Annotated in this window: 13 protein-coding genes and 4 pseudogenes; 9 read left to right on the top strand and 8 right to left on the bottom strand. The window is 61.8% G+C overall.

Translation table 11 applies throughout. The features are described from left to right. Nucleotides 1–12: 12 nt before the first annotated feature. Nucleotides 13–261, bottom strand: coding sequence for a hypothetical protein (locus M1105_RS19910; RefSeq protein WP_249582131.1), 249 nt, complete (start codon nucleotides 259–261; stop codon nucleotides 13–15). A 134-nt stretch (nucleotides 262–395) separates the two neighbouring features. Between M1105_RS19910 and M1105_RS19905 the strand changes: the two genes are divergently transcribed. Then, nucleotides 396–1,004, top strand: coding sequence for a DUF502 domain-containing protein (locus tag M1105_RS19905; protein ID WP_249582130.1), 609 nt, complete (start codon nucleotides 396–398; stop codon nucleotides 1,002–1,004). Here the strand turns inward: M1105_RS19905 and M1105_RS19900 are convergent. Together M1105_RS19900 and M1105_RS19895 are read right to left on the bottom strand one after the other, a co-directional pair. Beyond that, nucleotides 1,001–1,273, bottom strand: coding sequence for a hypothetical protein (locus tag M1105_RS19900; RefSeq protein ID WP_249582129.1), 273 nt, complete (start codon nucleotides 1,271–1,273; stop codon nucleotides 1,001–1,003). The two genes, M1105_RS19905 and M1105_RS19900, sit on opposite strands and share 4 nt — an antisense overlap. Next, on the bottom strand, nucleotides 1,266–3,158 hold the full coding sequence (locus M1105_RS19895; protein WP_249582128.1) for a glycerophosphodiester phosphodiesterase: 1,893 nt from the start codon (nucleotides 3,156–3,158) through the stop codon (nucleotides 1,266–1,268). Before M1105_RS19895 ends, M1105_RS19900 begins: the two co-directional genes overlap by 8 nt. 107 nt (nucleotides 3,159–3,265) lie before the next feature. On the opposite strand from M1105_RS19895, the pseudogene M1105_RS21045 reads away from it, so the two are divergent. Both M1105_RS21045 and M1105_RS19890 read left to right on the top strand, forming a co-directional pair. Beyond that, nucleotides 3,266–3,337, top strand: a pseudogene (locus M1105_RS21045) (IS6 family transposase); the annotation flags it as partial. Nucleotides 3,338–3,395: 58 nt separating this feature from the next. Beyond that, nucleotides 3,396–3,622, top strand: a pseudogene (locus M1105_RS19890) (IS6 family transposase); the annotation flags it as partial. Nucleotides 3,623–3,748: 126 nt separating this feature from the next. Here the strand turns inward: M1105_RS19890 and M1105_RS19885 are convergent. Continuing rightward, complete coding sequence (locus M1105_RS19885; protein ID WP_249582127.1) at nucleotides 3,749–5,053, bottom strand: tetratricopeptide repeat protein; 1,305 nt, start codon at nucleotides 5,051–5,053, stop codon at nucleotides 3,749–3,751. A 1,133-nt stretch (nucleotides 5,054–6,186) separates the two neighbouring features. After that, on the bottom strand, nucleotides 6,187–6,858 hold the full coding sequence (locus M1105_RS19880; protein ID WP_249582126.1) for a hypothetical protein: 672 nt from the start codon (nucleotides 6,856–6,858) through the stop codon (nucleotides 6,187–6,189). Nucleotides 6,859–7,116: 258 nt separating this feature from the next. Between M1105_RS19880 and M1105_RS19875 the strand changes: the two are divergent. Then, nucleotides 7,117–7,293: pseudogene (locus M1105_RS19875) on the top strand (IS6 family transposase); the annotation flags it as partial. Between the two features lie 97 nt (nucleotides 7,294–7,390). Continuing rightward, entirely contained in the window at nucleotides 7,391–8,821 is a 1,431-nt protein-coding gene (locus tag M1105_RS19870; RefSeq protein WP_249582125.1) for a homospermidine synthase, read from the top strand. A 115-nt stretch (nucleotides 8,822–8,936) separates the two neighbouring features. Here M1105_RS19870 and M1105_RS19865 read toward each other — a convergent pair. After that, nucleotides 8,937–9,280 (bottom strand): annotated as a pseudogene (locus M1105_RS19865) (transposase); the annotation flags it as partial. A gap of 135 nt (nucleotides 9,281–9,415) precedes the next feature. Between M1105_RS19865 and M1105_RS19860 the strand changes: the two are divergent. Together M1105_RS19860 and M1105_RS19855 are read left to right on the top strand one after the other, a co-directional pair. After that, nucleotides 9,416–9,868 (top strand): YHS domain-containing (seleno)protein, encoded by a 453-nt coding sequence (locus tag M1105_RS19860; protein ID WP_249582124.1) that lies wholly within the window; start codon nucleotides 9,416–9,418, stop codon nucleotides 9,866–9,868. 683 nt (nucleotides 9,869–10,551) lie between these two features. Further along, complete coding sequence (locus tag M1105_RS19855) at nucleotides 10,552–11,946, top strand: alpha/beta fold hydrolase (RefSeq protein ID WP_249582123.1); 1,395 nt, start codon at nucleotides 10,552–10,554, stop codon at nucleotides 11,944–11,946. Between the two features lie 415 nt (nucleotides 11,947–12,361). Here M1105_RS19855 and M1105_RS19850 read toward each other — a convergent pair whose 3' ends face one another. Further along, the gene (locus M1105_RS19850; protein ID WP_249582122.1) at nucleotides 12,362–14,086 is read right to left on the bottom strand and encodes an adenylate/guanylate cyclase domain-containing protein; all 1,725 of its coding nucleotides are present in this window, start codon (nucleotides 14,084–14,086) and stop codon (nucleotides 12,362–12,364) included. Between the two features lie 532 nt (nucleotides 14,087–14,618). On the opposite strand from M1105_RS19850, the gene M1105_RS19845 reads away from it, so the two are divergent. Together M1105_RS19845 and M1105_RS19840 are read left to right on the top strand one after the other, a co-directional pair. Further along, nucleotides 14,619–15,491 (top strand): class I SAM-dependent methyltransferase, encoded by an 873-nt coding sequence (locus M1105_RS19845; RefSeq protein ID WP_249582121.1) that lies wholly within the window; start codon nucleotides 14,619–14,621, stop codon nucleotides 15,489–15,491. Nucleotides 15,492–15,744: 253 nt separating this feature from the next. Next, nucleotides 15,745–16,164: a VOC family protein gene (locus tag M1105_RS19840; protein WP_249582120.1), complete on the top strand. Its 420-nt coding sequence runs from the start codon at nucleotides 15,745–15,747 to the stop codon at nucleotides 16,162–16,164. A 135-nt stretch (nucleotides 16,165–16,299) separates the two neighbouring features. Here the strand turns inward: M1105_RS19840 and M1105_RS19835 are convergent. Further along, on the bottom strand, nucleotides 16,300–16,773 hold a 474-nt coding region (locus M1105_RS19835; RefSeq protein WP_249582119.1), incomplete at its 5' end, for a tetratricopeptide repeat protein.

The raw sequence follows: 16,773 nt of genomic DNA, 5'->3' as shown, positions 1-16,773 counted from the left end.
GAACGCAGCCTTTCAAGCCGGCACATCTTCAAGGTCAACAGAACCGCCGCACTTGAGGAGTGGCGTCAGCTCGGCGCGACCTGATATCCGGCGCTCGCCGGCAAACTGAGACGAGTTCGCATTCGTCTGACACCACCCCTTGAGGTCGATCTCGCCAACCGCCTCGGTGCGATAGGTGCCCTCGACTGTGATGCTCGCGCGGGTCGGCAGCAGGATCTCGCCGTCCTGCGCCTCATCCCAGAGGCGCGCCGTCAGATTCACCTGCCACTTCGGATTCGTCTGAAGTGACCGCTTTGAGCGCAGCGCTCGCGGGCGCTACCATCCCGAACGACAGCCAACTGGTGAATGCCGGTCTACGATGGGCAGCCGAAGGCGTTTGGCGGGGAGGCATGACGGTGCGCAAACTGTTCGATTTGTTGAAGAGTCTCATCGTCGGCGGTGTCGTCTTCCTGCTGCCGATAGGCATCGTGCTGGTCGTCTTCGGAAAACTGCTCGCGGTCTCGACCCAAATCGGCGATGCCCTGCAGCGTTCCGTGTTCCCCGGCTTCCGCTCTGACACCCTCGTGCTCGTGATCGCGATCCTGATCCTCACGCTGATCGCGCTGGTCGCCGGGATCTTCGCCCGAACGCCTGTAGGGATGAAAAGCTTCGCTTGGCTCGAGGAGAAAATCCTCGCGCGCCTGCCGATCTACACGGTACTGCGCCAAATGATCGCCGACCTCTCCGGCAGCGTCGAGACCATTGGCGAAGGACGCGAGGTCGAAGTCGTCGCGGTTCGCTTCGACGATCAGATGCAGGTCGGGTTTCTCATCGATCATACACCGTCGGGGCTCTGCGTGGTGTTCATGCCAGGCGCGCCGTCGGCACTTTCGGGCACTGTGGTGATCGTCGAGGCCGATCGGGTGACGCCGACAGAGTTGAGCCCGGCGCAAGTGATGAACGGCATGCGTCGCCTCGGCGCAGGCCTCAGCCGAGTGATCACCGTCGCGCAGGAGCGGAACTAGCCCTCGAAGCGTTTCGCGATCTTGACGCCGACCGGAAGGCTCGTGAATGCGCTCGACGCCCAGGCCGAGAGGCCACCGCTGCAGCCGTCGGTCTCGAAGGGGGCGGGTGTCCTGCCGGCTGCATCCATGCGCTCGATTAGCCGATGATGTGCGCGCAACTCGATGTTTCGCACCGGCGATGCGCTTTCGCCATCCGGGAGCGCATGCGGCGGGACGAGCGTGGCCATCGTGAGAGCGGTAGCAACGCGCCAACCCAGACCGTCAGGCATCCTTGTCCTCCGCGACCAGGTCGAAGCTCTCGAGCCTGAACTGGTCACTCAACCAGAGGAGCAGCCGCTCAGGGGTGGAGAGCTCGTTGCGCTGGTTCATCACTTCGCGCGCCAGTGCCGGTTGGTTGGTGATCAGCCCGTCGACTCCCATCGAGATCATGCGCGACATCGTCAGCGGATCATCCACTGTCCACACATAGACCTTCTGGCCCTTCGCGTGCGCCTTGCGGATCAGGCGAAGCGAGAGCTGGCCTGTGTTCACGGCGACGAAGTCCGCATCGAAGCCCGAAAGATCGCCGATCGCGGTTGCCGCCAGGACGCCGAAGGGCCAGTCCGGACGGAGTCCATTCATTTTCATCACTCCGGGGATCTTGAGCGACATCACTGCAACGTCGCTGCCCATCGCGGTCTCGTCCACGATCTCGGCCACGCGCTGTTCGAGCCGCATGTCGTGACCGTAGTACTTCAGCTCGATCAGAAGCTTCGCCGCGCTGCCCCTGACGGCCATGAGCACGTCACGCAGCGTCGGCGTGCGTTCGGCAGCATACTCATCGGCGAACCAGCTCCCGATGTCGATGCGGGCCACGTCCTCCATCGTCGCGTCCCAGACCTTGAGCGGATCGCCACCCAGCTTCATGAAATCGCTGTCGTGTGCGACGATCACCTCGCCATCGGCGGTCTCCTGAACGTCGATCTCGACCCAATCGGCCTTGTCCTCGATGGCCTTCTTGACCGAGGCCAAGGTGTTTTCCGGCCGTACGCCAGCGGCCCCACGATGAGCGATGATCTCGACTGTCCGGTTGGTGCTGACCTTCTCGAGGAGCCTGTCCGCGTACCTGAGGCCGGTCCCGATCGCCACGGCGACCATCGCCAGCACGATCAGCGCATTCCTCGAGCCGAGCAGACGCGCGGGCATGGACGCCGCCATCTCGTCCGGCCCGGTCTCGTCAGGGGAATGCCGCCGGTACGACGCGTCAAGCATCGACGCCAGCGCCCCGTTCGAAAGCGCATCGGTGACCGCCCCGGCAAGGCTCCACAACAGCAGGAGCACGATTGCCACGACGGTGATCAGGCCAAGATCCGCGCCCAAGAGCGTCCGGAACTCGCCCATCAGGAAGCTCGCGAGGGCGCTGACGCTGGCCAGAAGCACGACCCGGATCGCGAGCCACGCCACCACCCGGTTGACCACGTAGATCCGCTGACCCTCGAGGAGGCGCGCACTCTCCACGAAGACGTTGCGCGGCGCCATCCGGCCGATCAGCAAGAGCGGCAGCGCGAGCGACCAGTCCGAAAGCTTCCGGACGAGCAGGATTGCGAGCGCCAATATGATCACAGCAATCGCACCGCCCGCGGCCAGGAACGCCGGCGGGCGGTGGGTCAGATAGTAGTTGATGTCGTACTCACCCAGCAGGAGCAGGGCCACCGCTCCGGCGGCGAGCAGGAACGGGAACGCCATCGCGAGGATCCTGAGCAGCAGGAGTATCCCGAAGCCGAAGACCGAAGGAAAACGTCGCAGTACGAAACGCACGCCGGCGACAAGCGCAGGAAAGGCACTGTGCTCTGAGCGCCTCAGCACGACAGTCATCATCGCCACGTCGAAGACGGCCATGACGACGATCAGCCCGAAGATCACGACCGCACATCCGAAGCCCGCCGGCGTCAGTAGGAACCAGCCGATGTCCTGGTCGGTGAGCGCCGACTGATCGGAGGTCGCGATTGCTGCGGAAAGTACGAGGCTCACGAGCGGCAGGAGCACCGCGACAGCGACGAGCCGGGCAGCAACATGGATCAGCGTGAAGGGACCGAGGAACGACCAGGCCCGTTTGTATGACGCGAGCGCGGAACTGACAGGGCCTCTCGCTATTCTTCCTTCATTGCAGGCCAATCCCGTCGTCCTCCCGGTACGTCAGTTTCTCAATCCCGCGCTGATCCGCGGGTCCTGACAGAGTAAACCGGCTTGAGGCGGGCAAGCAGCCTCCCTACCCTCTCAGGATGACCAAGCCGAACCCCTTGCGCTACTTCAAGACTAGCCCAGAGACCATCCGCCTGGCCGTGATGATGTACAGGGTCTGTCAGAGGAACTCGGTTTGAGGCGGTGAAGCAGCCTCCCTACCCTCTCAGCATGAGCAAACCCAATCCCTTCCGCTACTTCAAAACAAGCCCGGAGATCATCCGCCTGCCGGTCAGATGTATGTCAGGTTTCCGCCGTCACTTCGAAACGTCGCGGACCTCCTTCACGAGCGCGTCATCGACGTCAGCCACGAGACGATCCGGTTCTGGTGGCATCGGTTTGGACCAACGTTCGCAGCTGAGATCAGGCGCAGGCGCATCGACCAGATGCGTTCGTTCCCGAGCTGACACCACCCTCGCGAGGGCGATGACGCGGCGAGAAGACGGTCGTGCGAAGATATCGCTGCCCGTAGGCGGCAGCCCTGAGCATGAATGAGCTCACAATTCTGCTCTTTCCTCAAGACGTCACCCCCAAGCGTCGCGGCATGGCGGCGGTCGCCGGTGCAAACGTCGCTGAACGACGCCGTGCGCTCGGACCGGTTCATCGGCGCGCAGCAGTGCACTGATGAGAATGTCCTCGAAGACCTCTCTCTGGGCGTGGCTGCCTCCGATACGCACGATCTCATGCACCATGGGCTCGAGGATTGCGACGCATCGCGCGTAGTCCCCGGCGACGAATTCGGCCGCAGCCCGGCAGATGGCTGGTACTACCGGTCCCGCCGGTAGCAGATCGTCTGCGAGTTTCGTCTCCAACTCGGAAATCCGGCGATCGAGACCCGGGCCGTTCCCGGTCGCGGCTGCAAGCAGCCCCATATGTGCATCGGAGAGCGCGGTACCCGCCCTTGGAAACGCCCGTTCGGAATATTCCGACACCTCTTGCCATGCTCGCTCCGGCACATCGTAGCCATACGCGTACAGGCGCCAAAGCAACGAGATGCCGTCGGTGACCACGTTCATCGGTGCTGCCAGCGTGACGCCCGGCCGAAAGCGCGAGTCAAACAGGGCGAGTGCGCCTTCCGGGTCTTCCCGGTTCAGGGCCAGCAAGGCCCAATGCCATGCAAGATGACCGTGCTGAATCCCCGCACGGTCATACCCTGGCATCCATTGGCCGAGCAGCTGGTCGGCCTCCTTAAGCGAGTCGTCCTCGAACATGGCATGTGCCAGTCCGTGGACGGCATTGGCATTCTCTTGCCGAAGTCCGAAGGCTCGTTCCGATATCCGTCGCCCGTTGAGAACGTCGCCGCTCTCGGTGAGAGCCCAGCCATAATAGGTCAGGAACCACCAGTCCTCGCCGTAGTCCCGGGAATGTCGCTCACAGAGATCAACGCGCGCCCGGTCATGATCGGACCTGCCGGAGAACGCCAGCAGCCCGAACGCTCCCAGGAGCGTTGACATGATCATGGTGTCACGGGGCCACTGGTCCAGATGGGGCAGTGCGCCGTTGAGGGCGCGGCCTGACTGCCCGCCAATTGCTGCTGCCAAAAGCTCGACATGGCTTCTCTCGCGATCGGTGCCGTTCGAGCTTACCAGTCTCTGCGCCACCGAAATGCTGACCCTCGCTTCGGCTGTATGGCCATACATCGCGTGGACGCGGGCGCGGGCCGCATGAGCCAACGCGAACTCGGGGTCCGCGGCGATTGCGCGGTCCAGCGCTGCCGTAGCTCCAGGCCAAGCGGCGAGGATGCAGTCGATGCCCTCGCGGTATGCGGCCGCCGCAGCACCGTTCATTGTCGAGATCGCCAAGCCGTATCGATCAGTCACCCCGGGCATGGCACCGTTGCTCCACGTTGGGCAATGTCACGGTCAGAACCAGCGTCAGAACCGCTCTCCCGGTCGTTGCTATGATCCATCGGGCTGCTTCAAGCAGGAGAAATCGCGCCTGGTTCAAGCATGAGAAGTCGCGCCTGGTGGCTTTTTAATTTTACTGCATGAACCACGCCGGATCCATCGGGCTGATGGCGTCACCCCACAAAGCCAGAGCCAAGGCATCGCGCATCTGGCTCGACACGATTCCGACGGGTTCCATCTTTCTGGTCGCCACGTTGTCTTGCAGAAAGACTTTCTCCGTTAATCCTAACGAGCCTCGGTCGGCGCCTCCACCGGATCTCTGCAAGATCTTTTCCTTAAAGTTCAATTTCTTGCATCGTCTCTATACAGAATAGGACAGGGAAGGGCGCTCGGACGCAATTACTCTGGCAGCACCCTCGGCTGCGCCTCCCATCTCGGCCGCCTGTCTTCGGGATAGTGCTGCGGCGGCTACCGAGCCCGCAGCGGCAGACCCCGATCTACCAGCCGCGCGACGTCACTGGCGCCGATGGGCCCGGCTCTCGTCGAAGTCATAGCGCGAATTGTGAACCGGTGCCGTGTTACCATTTCCGATCCGCATGAAAGTCCCGGGCCTCGCGGCCAGCATGAACGCGAAATCCTCCGAGGGGTCTTGTCAGAGCAAACCTGCTTGAGGCGGGATAGCCGCCTGCCTACGCTCTCGGCATGAGCAAACCCAATCCATTCCGCTACTTCAAAACCAGCCCTTAGGTCATCGGCGTCGCGGTCATGATGCACGCCCGCTTCCCGCTGCCGCTCCGGAATGTTGAGGAGTTGCTCCACGAGCGCGGCATCGACATCAGCCACGAGACGGTCCGGTTCTGGTGGCATCGCTTCGGGCCGATGTTCGCCACTGAGATCCAGCCCATGCGCATCGACAGACTGCGCGCCTTCGCGGCGTGGCGGTGGCATGTCGACGACGGCTTCGTGAAGATCCGTCGCGAGTTGCTTCTCATGGTGCACCCCGACCCCCGGGGGGACGGGCTCGACACCGTGTTCACCAGGTGCCGTCGCAAGCGCGCTACACCGAGACTGCTGAGGAAATTGATGACAATCTCCCGCAGGCCGGGATGGCAGCCTCAAATCCGCGTCGTACCTCTTCGACTTCCGGCGCTTCCGGGGTGGGCCCCCAACTTCGATTGCGCTGTCCCGAGCAGGTCGTCCAGCCCGGCGTAGCTGTAGGAAACGGAGGCCTTCTTTCCGTTCTCGAAGACGAAGAGATAGTGTTTCATCTCCGGCACCGCGCGGACCTCCATGAGTTCGGACCAGCGGAAGCGCGAACTTCCGCCGAAGGAGTTCGAGACGCTGAGCGTCGAGTTGTCGTAGCGCACCTTCGCCTTGAGCATCACCGGAATGATGAGAAGGCAGAAGACGGCCGCGGCCTGGAAGGCCCAAGGGATTGGCGCCACCGGATCGACCATGGGATACGCGAAGAACAGGGCGGCCAGTCCGAGGCAGGAAATCGTCGTGAACCAGCGCGTTCCTGCCCGGAGGCGCAACACGGTGTAGCCATCGAGGTCCCTCTGCGGCCGATCTGATCCAAGGCGGCCGATCGCGTAGATCAGCGCGACGAGAGGTATGCCCAGAACGATCGCAAGAACAAGCTTGAGACCCTTGCGGAACAATGGGTCGTCGCGCGTGATCCCGTGCGCGTCCAGCCAAGGCTCCCAGAGTTCCGGATGCCAGGCCGTGAACACGACAAGCCCGAAAGCGGCCGCGGTGATTAGGAAGAGGAACAGGACCCGGGCCATGCGAGAATCCCCCGTATCAGTTGGCCCGCCACCGCGACGCAGAATATGCGACACGGCAGAGCCACAGAGGATGCCGTATGAACGACGAAACCCCAAGGGCGAAGCGTTTCGTGAACCGCAAAACGCCCCCCGCTTCGACGTGCGAGGGGCGAAGAGGGCCCTGTCAGAAAGATCGACCTTGAGCCGGGTCGGGCGGGTTCGTAGCGTCTCGGAACGAGCAAATCGAACCCGTTCAAGGCCTTCCATAGCAGCCCCGAGATCAGCCGCCTGGCAGTGATGCTGTACGTGCGGTTCCCGCTCTCGCTCCGGACCGTCGAGGACCTCCTGCACGGGCGCGACATCGACATCAGCCACGAGACGGTCCGGTTCTGGTGGCAGCGCTGCGGGCCGATGTTTGCGGCTGAGATCCGCCGAAGACGCGTGGATCGGATGCGAACTCTCATCGCTTCGCATCTTTACGTTTTGGATGTTGTAATTTCGTGCCGAAGTTGGAGTTTGATCCGAACGAGGTCCACTTCGAAGACGGGAAGGCATGAACTATCCAATGTATGCGGCCATTGAAGGCCCGCTCATATTGATCGGCTATGGTTCGATCGGACGCGGCGTCCTGCCGCTAATCGAGCGGCATTTTGAGTTCGAATCCGCCCAGCTGCACGTCATCGATCCCCTCGCGGACCATGCCGAGTTTCTTCGCGGTAAGGGCTACGCCTTTCATCAGGTCGCACTGACGCGCGAGAACCACCGCGAGACGCTCGATGCGATCATGGCCGGGCGCAGCGGCGGGTTCTGCGTGAATGTCTCGGTCGATACGTCGTCGCTGGACATCATGCGTTACTGCCGCGAACGCGGGATGCTCTACATCGACACGGTCGTCGAACCCTGGCCGGGCTTCTACTTCCAGACCGACTCCGACCCCGGGAAGATGACCAACTACGCGCTCCGCGAGACTATCCTCGAGGAGAAGCGACGTCATCCGGGAGGTGCCACCGCGATATCCTGCTGCGGCGCCAATCCGGGCATGGTCAGCTGGCTCGTGAAGGAGGCCCTGCTCCAGATCGCGCGCGATACGGGCATGGGCGAGCAGGCGCCGGCGATCCGCGAGGACTGGGCCAGGCTGGCGCAGGCTCTCGGCATCAAGGGCATCCACATCGCCGAGCGCGACACCCAGACGGCAAGCTACAGCAAGCCGGCCCGCGTCTTCGTCAACACCTGGTCGGTCGCGGGCTTCCTGTCGGAAGGATATCAGCCGGCGGAACTGGGCTGGGGCACGCATGAGAAGTGGATGCCGAAATCCGCCTCGCAACATGACTATGGCTGCAAGGCGGCGATCTATCTCAACCACCCTGGCGCTTTGACCCAGGTGCACACCTGGTGCCCGACGCATGGCCCGCAGTTCGGCTACCTGGTCACCCATAACGAGGCGATCTCGATCGCCGACTACTTCACCGTGGGAAGCGGCGCGACGCCGGACTATCGGCCGACCTGCCACTACGCCTATCACCCGGCCAACATGGCGGTGCTGTCGCTGCATGAATGGTTCGGCTCCGGGCAGATGCAGACCGATCACCACATCCTGTCGGAGCACGAGATCGTCGACGGGGTCGACGAGCTCGGCGTGCTGCTGTTCGGGCATGCGAAGAACGCCTACTGGTATGGCTCCCGCCTCTCCGCCCGCGAGGCGAGGGAGCTTGCGCCCTACCAGAACGCGACCGGGCTGCAGGTCACCTCGGCCGTCCTCGCTGGCATGGTCTGGGCCATGGAAAACCCGGAGGCCGGCATCGTCGAGACCGAGGAGATGGACCATGTCCGCTGCCTCGAGATCCAGCGCCCCTATCTCGGCCCGGTCGAGGGACACTACACCGACTGGACACCCTTGGAGAGCCGGCTGAAGGGGTTCGGAGCAGAATCGGACGAGGACGATCCGTGGCAATTCCGGAACGTTCTGGCAGCGCGCGCGCAGTAGGAAAGGGGGCTGGGTTCAAGCAGATGAAGCCGACTTGCGCCGGCGACGGACTTTCCTATCCGGCCTCCGTGACGTTGCCGGGCCCCTTCCGCCCCTTCACGACCAGCCGCTAGGTCACCCGCCGGGTCGAGACGCCGTCGATCAAGGCCTCCTGGATGACGGCGACCAGCGCCTTTCCGAGGTGCGCGGCGACTCGAGGAAGCCGGGGAAGTAGGAGCCCTGGCGCAGTTTCGGCACACGCAGGTTCAGGACACCGAGCCGGGTCTTGAGCTCGCGCTCGGGATAGCCATTGCGCCAGGTGAGTCGCCCGTCGCCGCGCTCGTAGCGCCCGGCGCCGACAAGGCCCTCCACGTCGTGCTCCATCAGGAGCTGCAGCACCGCCTCCGCAACAGTGCGCAAAAAATCTCCGTCAGCCTGCTTCTGTAAGAGCTCGATCAGGGGCATGCTGGTCTCGGTCATCGGGGTGTCCATCGCCCCGTTGTTGAAGTCGCCAATGCGATCGATCACAAACCCGTGTCATTTGCCATGCCTACTGGCGCCGTACCACGCCGCTCGTCTTTACTCCCCGGAGCACCTTTTCCGCCGGAGACCAAGATGCGCATCTATCTGACGGGCGTGCTGGCCGCCTTAGCCCTGATCATCACGTCCAGCGTGCACTCGATGGCGAAAGAGCCTGTGTATCAGTCCCTTTTTGGTGGCGCGGCGATAAACGGCTTTGACCCCGTCGCGTATTTCAAAGAGCGTCGACCGGTCGAGGGCTCCTCCGAACTCACATATGATTGGAACGGAGCGACCTGGCGCTTCGCGAATTCGACCAACCGTGATCGCTTCGCCGCCCACCCGGAGGCCTTTGCCCCGCAATATGGTGGCTACTGCGCTTGGGCGGTCTCGCAAGGCTATACCGCATCCACCGATCCTGAGGCGTGGAAGATCGTGGATGGCAAACTCTATCTCAACTACTCGAAGAGTGTCCAAGCGCGCTGGGAGGAGGACCTTCCGGAGAACATTGCGAAGGGCAACGCAAATTGGCCGAAAGTTCTCGAATAGCAGTAGTGGTCGCGGGCGACGCCCCGGGCGTCGTTGCGAGCGCGCACTCCTGGCACATCGTGTGAGTTCGCGCAGGGCCATTTGTACAGCGGCAGCGGGCGGATTGCCCACAGCCGAACCCAAACAGTAATTTTCCACCAGCTCTCGCTGAAGGTCATCGAAAAGGAATTATATCATTTAATATCAATTACTCAATTATTAGAGAACGTTGGAGTCCAGTCGCGTTTGCTCCGCCACTTGCCCCCGCGAAAGCGTTCTCCCGATCCGGCTGCGGCCAGATTTTTCCGTTGTTTTCGAGAGTTATGCGGGAGACGGTGAGCACCGGACCCGCCGCCTGGTAGCCTGAAAACGGTCTCTCAGGGCCGTTGTTCTCTGGACCTGATGACTGCGCGGATTTGGTGCAGAGCTTGTAGCTCACTGAGATCCCTAGGCTTTCCAGCAGGGCGACCTGAACACTTCGATGCCGGTAGCACTCGCCGAAATGGAACAGAAATCGAACGCCCGCGATTGCGGTCGTTCGCTGCGGCGCTTCGTGATGACCGGGATGCGGACGAAGCGGCCACTCATAACAGCAGGTACATCAGCCAACTCCCGCGCCAAAGCCGACGGTCATTTAAGACGAGCGGTTCAGTTCTCGCCGTGATGCCTGTACCGTTCCGAGAATTTTCGATAGAAGAGGCCTCATGAGCTTTCGTCGCCTCGCGGCAATCTTGTCTCTCGACGTCGTCGGCTACAGCCGAATGATGCAGGGTGGGTCGGGCCCCCTTCTGAGGACGTTGAACATGCTCTACCGCGATCTGGTCACGCCGGTGGTGCATGCTAACAAGGGCCGGGTGGTCAAGCTTCTAGGCGACGGCGCGCTGATCGAATTTCCATCCGCCGGACAGGCTCTGGAGGCCGCCATCGCCATACAGACCCGCCTGCGCGAGCCCGACCACCCGTACCATACGCCGGAGCCCATCCAGCTCCGCGCCGGTCTCGATGTGGGCGACGTCACGGTCGAGGGTGATGATATTTTCGGTGATGGTGTCAACATCGCTGCGCGGCTTCAGGCGGCGGCGGAGCCGGGCGGAGTGCTGGCCTCAAGGATGCTCTGCGACCTCGCCGGAGCCGATTTCACCGACCGCCTGCGCGGCCAAGGATTGCGCAGCTTCAAAGGGATCGCGCAGCCGATCGAGGTACTTTCGGTCAACTTCACGGATGAGGCGGGGCCGAAGACGCCTGCGGCGTTCGCGACGACGCAGGAGATCCAGTACTGCCGGACCGACGACGATGTGAACCTTGCGTGGACCGCAGTTGGCGAAGGGCCGCCGGTGGTGAAGGCGCCGAATTGGGTCGGGCACCTGGAACTGGACTGGCGCGCTCCCGGCATCGCGCCGGTCTGCGCATCGATCGCCAAGCACTACCGACTGATCCGGTTCGACGCTCGGCTCAACGGCCTGTCGGACTGGGAGGCGGAGATTTGTACGTTTGACCAGTTTGTGGACGACCTCGAGACGGTGTTCGATGCCGCCAGGGTGGAACGCGCGCCGGTCCTGGCGATCTCGCAGGGTTGCGCTGTCGCGGCGGCCTTCGCCGCCCGCCGTCCAGGGCGCGTCGCGGCCATCGTCATGATCGGGGGCTTTCCGGTTGGCCGGGCGAAACGGACTTCGAAAAAGGATCTGGAGCGCGCGCTGGCGATGCGGCAGATGATGACCGCGGGGTGGGACGACGACTATCCGTCGCTGCGCGATCTGATGGCGCAGATCATCGTGCCCCGCGCGAGCGAGGAGGCGCGGCGGCAATACGCAGAGGACATGCGCAAGATGATCTCGCCGGAGAACATGGGCCGGTATCGCGAGGTGATCGACAATATCGACATCCGGGACCTGTTGCCTTCGGTCCAAGCGCCCTGCCTCGTCTGCCACGCGACGGGCGATCGGATGCAGCCGGTGGAACAGGGCCGGATGTTCGCCAAGGCCCTGCCCAATGCCCGGTTCATTGCATACGAAAGCTCCAATCATGGAATGACGAAGAACGATCCAGAGTGGCCGCGGTTGGAGCGCGACGTGCTGGCGTTCCTCGCCGCGCACAGATGAGCGCGCTACCCCATTTTTGAACCGTCCGCTCCGGGCTCGAAGCCGCCTTTCTGCAGTGCAGGAGCGCGGGCTTGAACCTTGCGCCATGAGCAGCCATTGGCAAGAAGCAGGTTTTTTCTGTTTTCAGTGGCCTAGCGCGCCCTAGGGACCTTCAGCGGTCGTAAGCGGTCGTCGGACGAATTGGGCCTGACCGACGGCTCTGAGCCCTTTCCGGAAGTGGTCCGCCCGGCGCCCTCGCAAATGCAGCATAAGCTCAACCGAGGTGAAAGCTGCGGCGCAGAAGGAATAGCGGTCATTCGTGACCAGCGCAGCGAGATCTCAGACCCCGATGTCCGGGTTGCGGACAAAGCCGAAGTTCGGCACCTTGGCAACCGTCAGAAACCTGCCGTGCGGATCGGCTCAGTAAACCCCATGATCAGTCAAACACGCCCAAAGCGTTGAGTGTTTCTCTGACCCGCACGATGATCGATGGGTCACTGAAGGACTGGCTGCGCGACCAACTCGTAATTGATAGCGGCGAACCAGAAGCCTCTGCTGCCCGAATGATCTCCTTGGCCTCGTTGGTTCGTCCGCTCTCGGAGAGTGCTGCAATCAATAGTACCGGACTGAGAACGGACGGGTTTCGGTCGTAAACCTCTTCAAGCACCTCTGCCGCGGCGTCGTAATCGCCCGCGAGGTAGTAACTCCGCCCTAGCTGGACCTGATACCAGTCGGGATAGATCGGGCAGAGCGCCTTCGCCTTATGCATGACGTCGATGGCATCAATTGGTCGACCACAGAGGCTCAAAACCATCGCAACAGTTGCGAGAACGAAAGACTGCCCACCGGCACGCTGGAGCGCTTCGTCCACATATTCGCTGGCGTTTTCAAACTCACCCGCTTGAACCGCGCTCATGGCGAGCAGGGCGAACGGCTCAGAAAAGTCCGGATCGAGCGCATGCGCTGTTTGGGCTGCTTGCTTTGCCTCATTCAACGAGCGCAAAGGGTCAGAAGTCCAACCATGCCGTGCGTCGGACCAATGGGCCCAGCCGAGCTTGCACCAAGCTACTGCGTATTTGGGATCAGAGCGCAGCGCTTCCTCAAGGAGCCGCTTACCCTCGCGGTTCTCTTCGAACTTATGCTGATCGACGAGTTCGGCCGCACGGATGCATTTCTCCCACGCTTCCAGCTTTCGCGTGCCGCTCGCCCAAAGGCGCGCCTGCTCTCCATCGGTCAATTTCACTTGCAGCGACGACGCGATTTCCCGCGTGATTTCATCCTGAATGTCAAAGATATCGTCGACCTGGCGGTCGTAGCGTTCCGCGTAAATCGTCTGTCCGGTCCGGGTGTCCGACAGACTCGCCAGGACACGAATCCGGTCTCCTTGCCGCCTGACACTACCCCTGAGAGCGAAGCGCACATTCTGCTCTCGGCCAATCTTTCGGACATCTGCCGAGGCCGCCTCGTAGGATTTCGTCGATGCGCGATCCATCACCGCCAATCGCTCGATTTTCGAGAGGGCCGTGACAACTTCCTCGGTCATCGCATCACAAAAGAACCTTTGTTCCGGGTCGCTAGACAGGTTCTCGAACGGCAGTACCGCAATCGATGGCCTGTCCGACGCTTTGGGGGTCGCCTCAGAAGGCTTGGGTTCGGTGCAACTGGGAAGCGACGGCCAGTGCCAGACTTTCATCGGAGTGTCTATGTTCTTGACGGTGACCTCTCCGGCATCGTCGAATTGAACCCCAACATGCTTGACGCTTTGCTGGTGAACAACATCCGAGACACAAACTCCGCCTCGCCCTGCGAGCCCTTCGAGCCTTGTTGCGATGTTGACGCCATGCCCGTAGAGGTCGTCGCCATCGGCAATCACATCACCCAGGCTGATGCCAATCCGAAGCTGTATGGCGGCGTTGTCCTTTGCGAGCGCGTCTTGAATGGAAAGCGCCGCTTTGACAGCGCCGACGGCGCTCGCAAACTCGACCAGCATCCCGTCGCCGAGGAGTTTGAAGACCCGGCCGCCATTGGCAGCGACCGCGGGTTCAATCTGGTCACTGCGGCATGCTTTCATGACACGGAGTGTTCCGAGCTCGTCTTCGGCCATCAGTGCCGAATAACCGACAATGTCGATCGCCATGATCGCGGCGAGTTTGCGTTGCATGCGGCACGTTCCTCTGGGGAAATGCTAGCCGAGACGGGCGATACTTGAACAGATCCACAGCCGCGATCGTCTGTTGCAGCCGCCGGAGCGATGCTTCGTCATCAAAGAGTAAGCACCCAGTCGGGACTCAACTGTCTTGAATTTTTGGTTCCTGACGGCCTTTTGGGGTCGGAGCAGTCGTTCGGCGCACGGATAGCGAAAGGCAGCTCAGCGGACCAAGCCGCCGTTAGCAGATGCGGCACGATCCGCCCCAAACCGAATGCGGGGCCGACGCGACGAGCGTCATTTTTGCTGCACTGCCGCGGGCCGCTCCGGAAGCGGCCGTTCCCAGCACCTCCGAATGGCCTGTTCAGCACCGGCCATTCGTTGCGCCGCCGCAGGGTGTCTCAGATGCGGACTTTGCTGACACTGAATTTCTGCCCCAAATCTTGAGAGACTCCTGCTTTCAATGCGCGGGCACCCACTATTCACATACCGATTGGGGCATGTTTGCAGCGTTGTGCTAGCCTGAGCCCTCCGGGGAGGGAGTCGCATGACATTAGACAAGGCGCAGGACACAGAGTTCGTACGTTTCTGGAATGAGGTTCTGGAACCGAAATTCACAAGGTATAGGCATATTCTGCAAGGCGGCCTGTCCAGGCACTCGGCTGCGATCATCCCGAATTTGCCTATAAAAAAGGGAATGTCAGTGCTCGACGTGGGCTGCGGTTGGGGCGACATGTCCCTGCAGGTGGCCGAGATGGTTGGAGATGAGGGTCGGGTTGTCGGGATAGATTGCGTCGACGCGTTCCTGGAGGAGGCCCGCAAAGATGCCGCCGCGCATGGCCTGTCCAATACGGAGTTTCGGCGAGGTGACGCGGAGATCGCCCTGCCTGAGAGTGAGTTCGACTACGTGGTCGCTCGCTTTGGCACCATGTTCTTCAAAAACCCTGTTGCAGCGCTGAGGCGAATGCGGCTCGCGCTGAGACCGGGTGGGTGGATGACACACATCGTCTGGCGCCGAAGAGAAGACAACCCAGCCTGGCAGGCTGCCAAGGACATCGTGCTGAGGCATCTGCCTCCGCCTGGAGAGGATGCCGACACCTGCGGCCCTGGTCCATTTTCCATGGGCAATCAGGAAATGGTGGAGATCATGATGAAGAGTGCGGGCTACGAAGAAATCAGCTTCAAACGCGTAGACGAGAAGATCATGGTCGGCACAACTCCGGAGGAGTGTATCGCCTTCGCCCTCGCCATAGGGCCCGCCGGTGAAGTTTTCCGTGAGGCCGGCGAGGAGCTCGCCGAAGCCAAGCGTTCGGTGATCGAGGCCGAGATGCGGGAGTTCTTTGACGGCCAGGAGCGGGACGAAGTCGGCATCTGGGTCCCAACCTCTTCGTGGGTCATCACCGCGAGAAATCCGGGTTGAATGAGAGTTATCGCCCTTCCGAGTGCGCCTCTGCCGTTGAGCTGGCCCGCCGAGCGGACATCGCCCTCTTGGAGAGTTTGGTTCGGCGGAGTCACCGGTGAATGATAGCTGAGAAGATCGATCATATCATGTTTGATCGGCGGGAGAGCAGCCATCAAACCTTGATCATCAGTTGACCGCTGTGCGGGGACAGCAGCCTCTCGGATCAGCTTCTGGTATCCTCCATTTCGGAGGTCCTGGGGAGATAGATGCCATGCCAAAAGTGCTACTCCATCACATTTCGTATCCCGTGAGAGATGTTGAGGTGTCAGCGACCTTTTACGAAGACCTGTTCAAACTGGAGCGCTTGCCTCGCCCAACGTTTCCGATACCCGGAGTGTGGTTGGGATGCGGGGATCGCCAAATCCACCTCGTGCTCAACGAAGCTGGAACTTATCGCAGCTCCCGATCTCCCGACATCGCAGACGTTCATTTCGCATTCTGCACTGACGATTTCGAGGGAATGCTCGAACGGCTAGAGGCAGCCGGGTTTCGAGAGGATTTGCCGGAAGGCGACAGAAAAAGGGTTCTTATCCTTCGTGAAGGTCCCGCCGGCTTCCCACAGCTATATCTGCTCGACCCCGATCTCAACACGATCGAAGTGAATGCAGCTCCGATGCCGGGGGACGCCTGAGGCTGCACTTTTTCCCTGCCGCCATGGCCTCGACGCGGTCACCCGATCAGACCTGCGAGACTTGGTGAGGCCCCAGGTCCCTTGCGTGAAAACCGTGACGCGGTTGTTGTCCTATGAGACCACGCCGGCGATCAATCACTCGGCGGCCAAGGCCTTCTGGCGGCAATAGCAAGATGCCTTGATCGGAACCTCTGCGCGGGCCGCGGCCTTGTCTAGTTGCAGTTTGATGTGGGCGGCTTCGACTGTTTCGCCGCGCCGCACCAAGCACTCGTGCAAGCCGTGCAGGCTCCAAACATTACCCGGATGCTGACACGCCCGGCTCAGCGTCCTGTCGAGGCCGAGATCCGCGCGATATACCGCTTCCGCTTCTTGGGTGTGACCCTGTTCCAGAAGAAGAGCACCGAGCGCGTGGCGGGTGGGCTGCATCCAGCCCCAAGGCTCGTCGTAGGGGAGATTGTCGTCGATCTCGACTGACTTTCGCAGATGCTCGAACGCAGTGTCGTGCTCTCCCTTGTGATAGGCAAGTTCCCCCAGTGAGTGGCCCAGATTGGTCGGTCCAAGTTGATTGTTAGTGCATGGCAGGCGCTCGGTCGATTGAAGTGATGACCT

This window comes from Thermohalobaculum sediminis (assembly GCF_023487995.1).
GTDB classification, from domain to species: domain Bacteria; phylum Pseudomonadota; class Alphaproteobacteria; order Rhodobacterales; family Rhodobacteraceae; genus Thermohalobaculum; species Thermohalobaculum sediminis.
The sequence above is the reverse complement of the archived record's forward strand: the minus strand, read 5'-3'. Positions and strand labels throughout refer to the sequence as shown.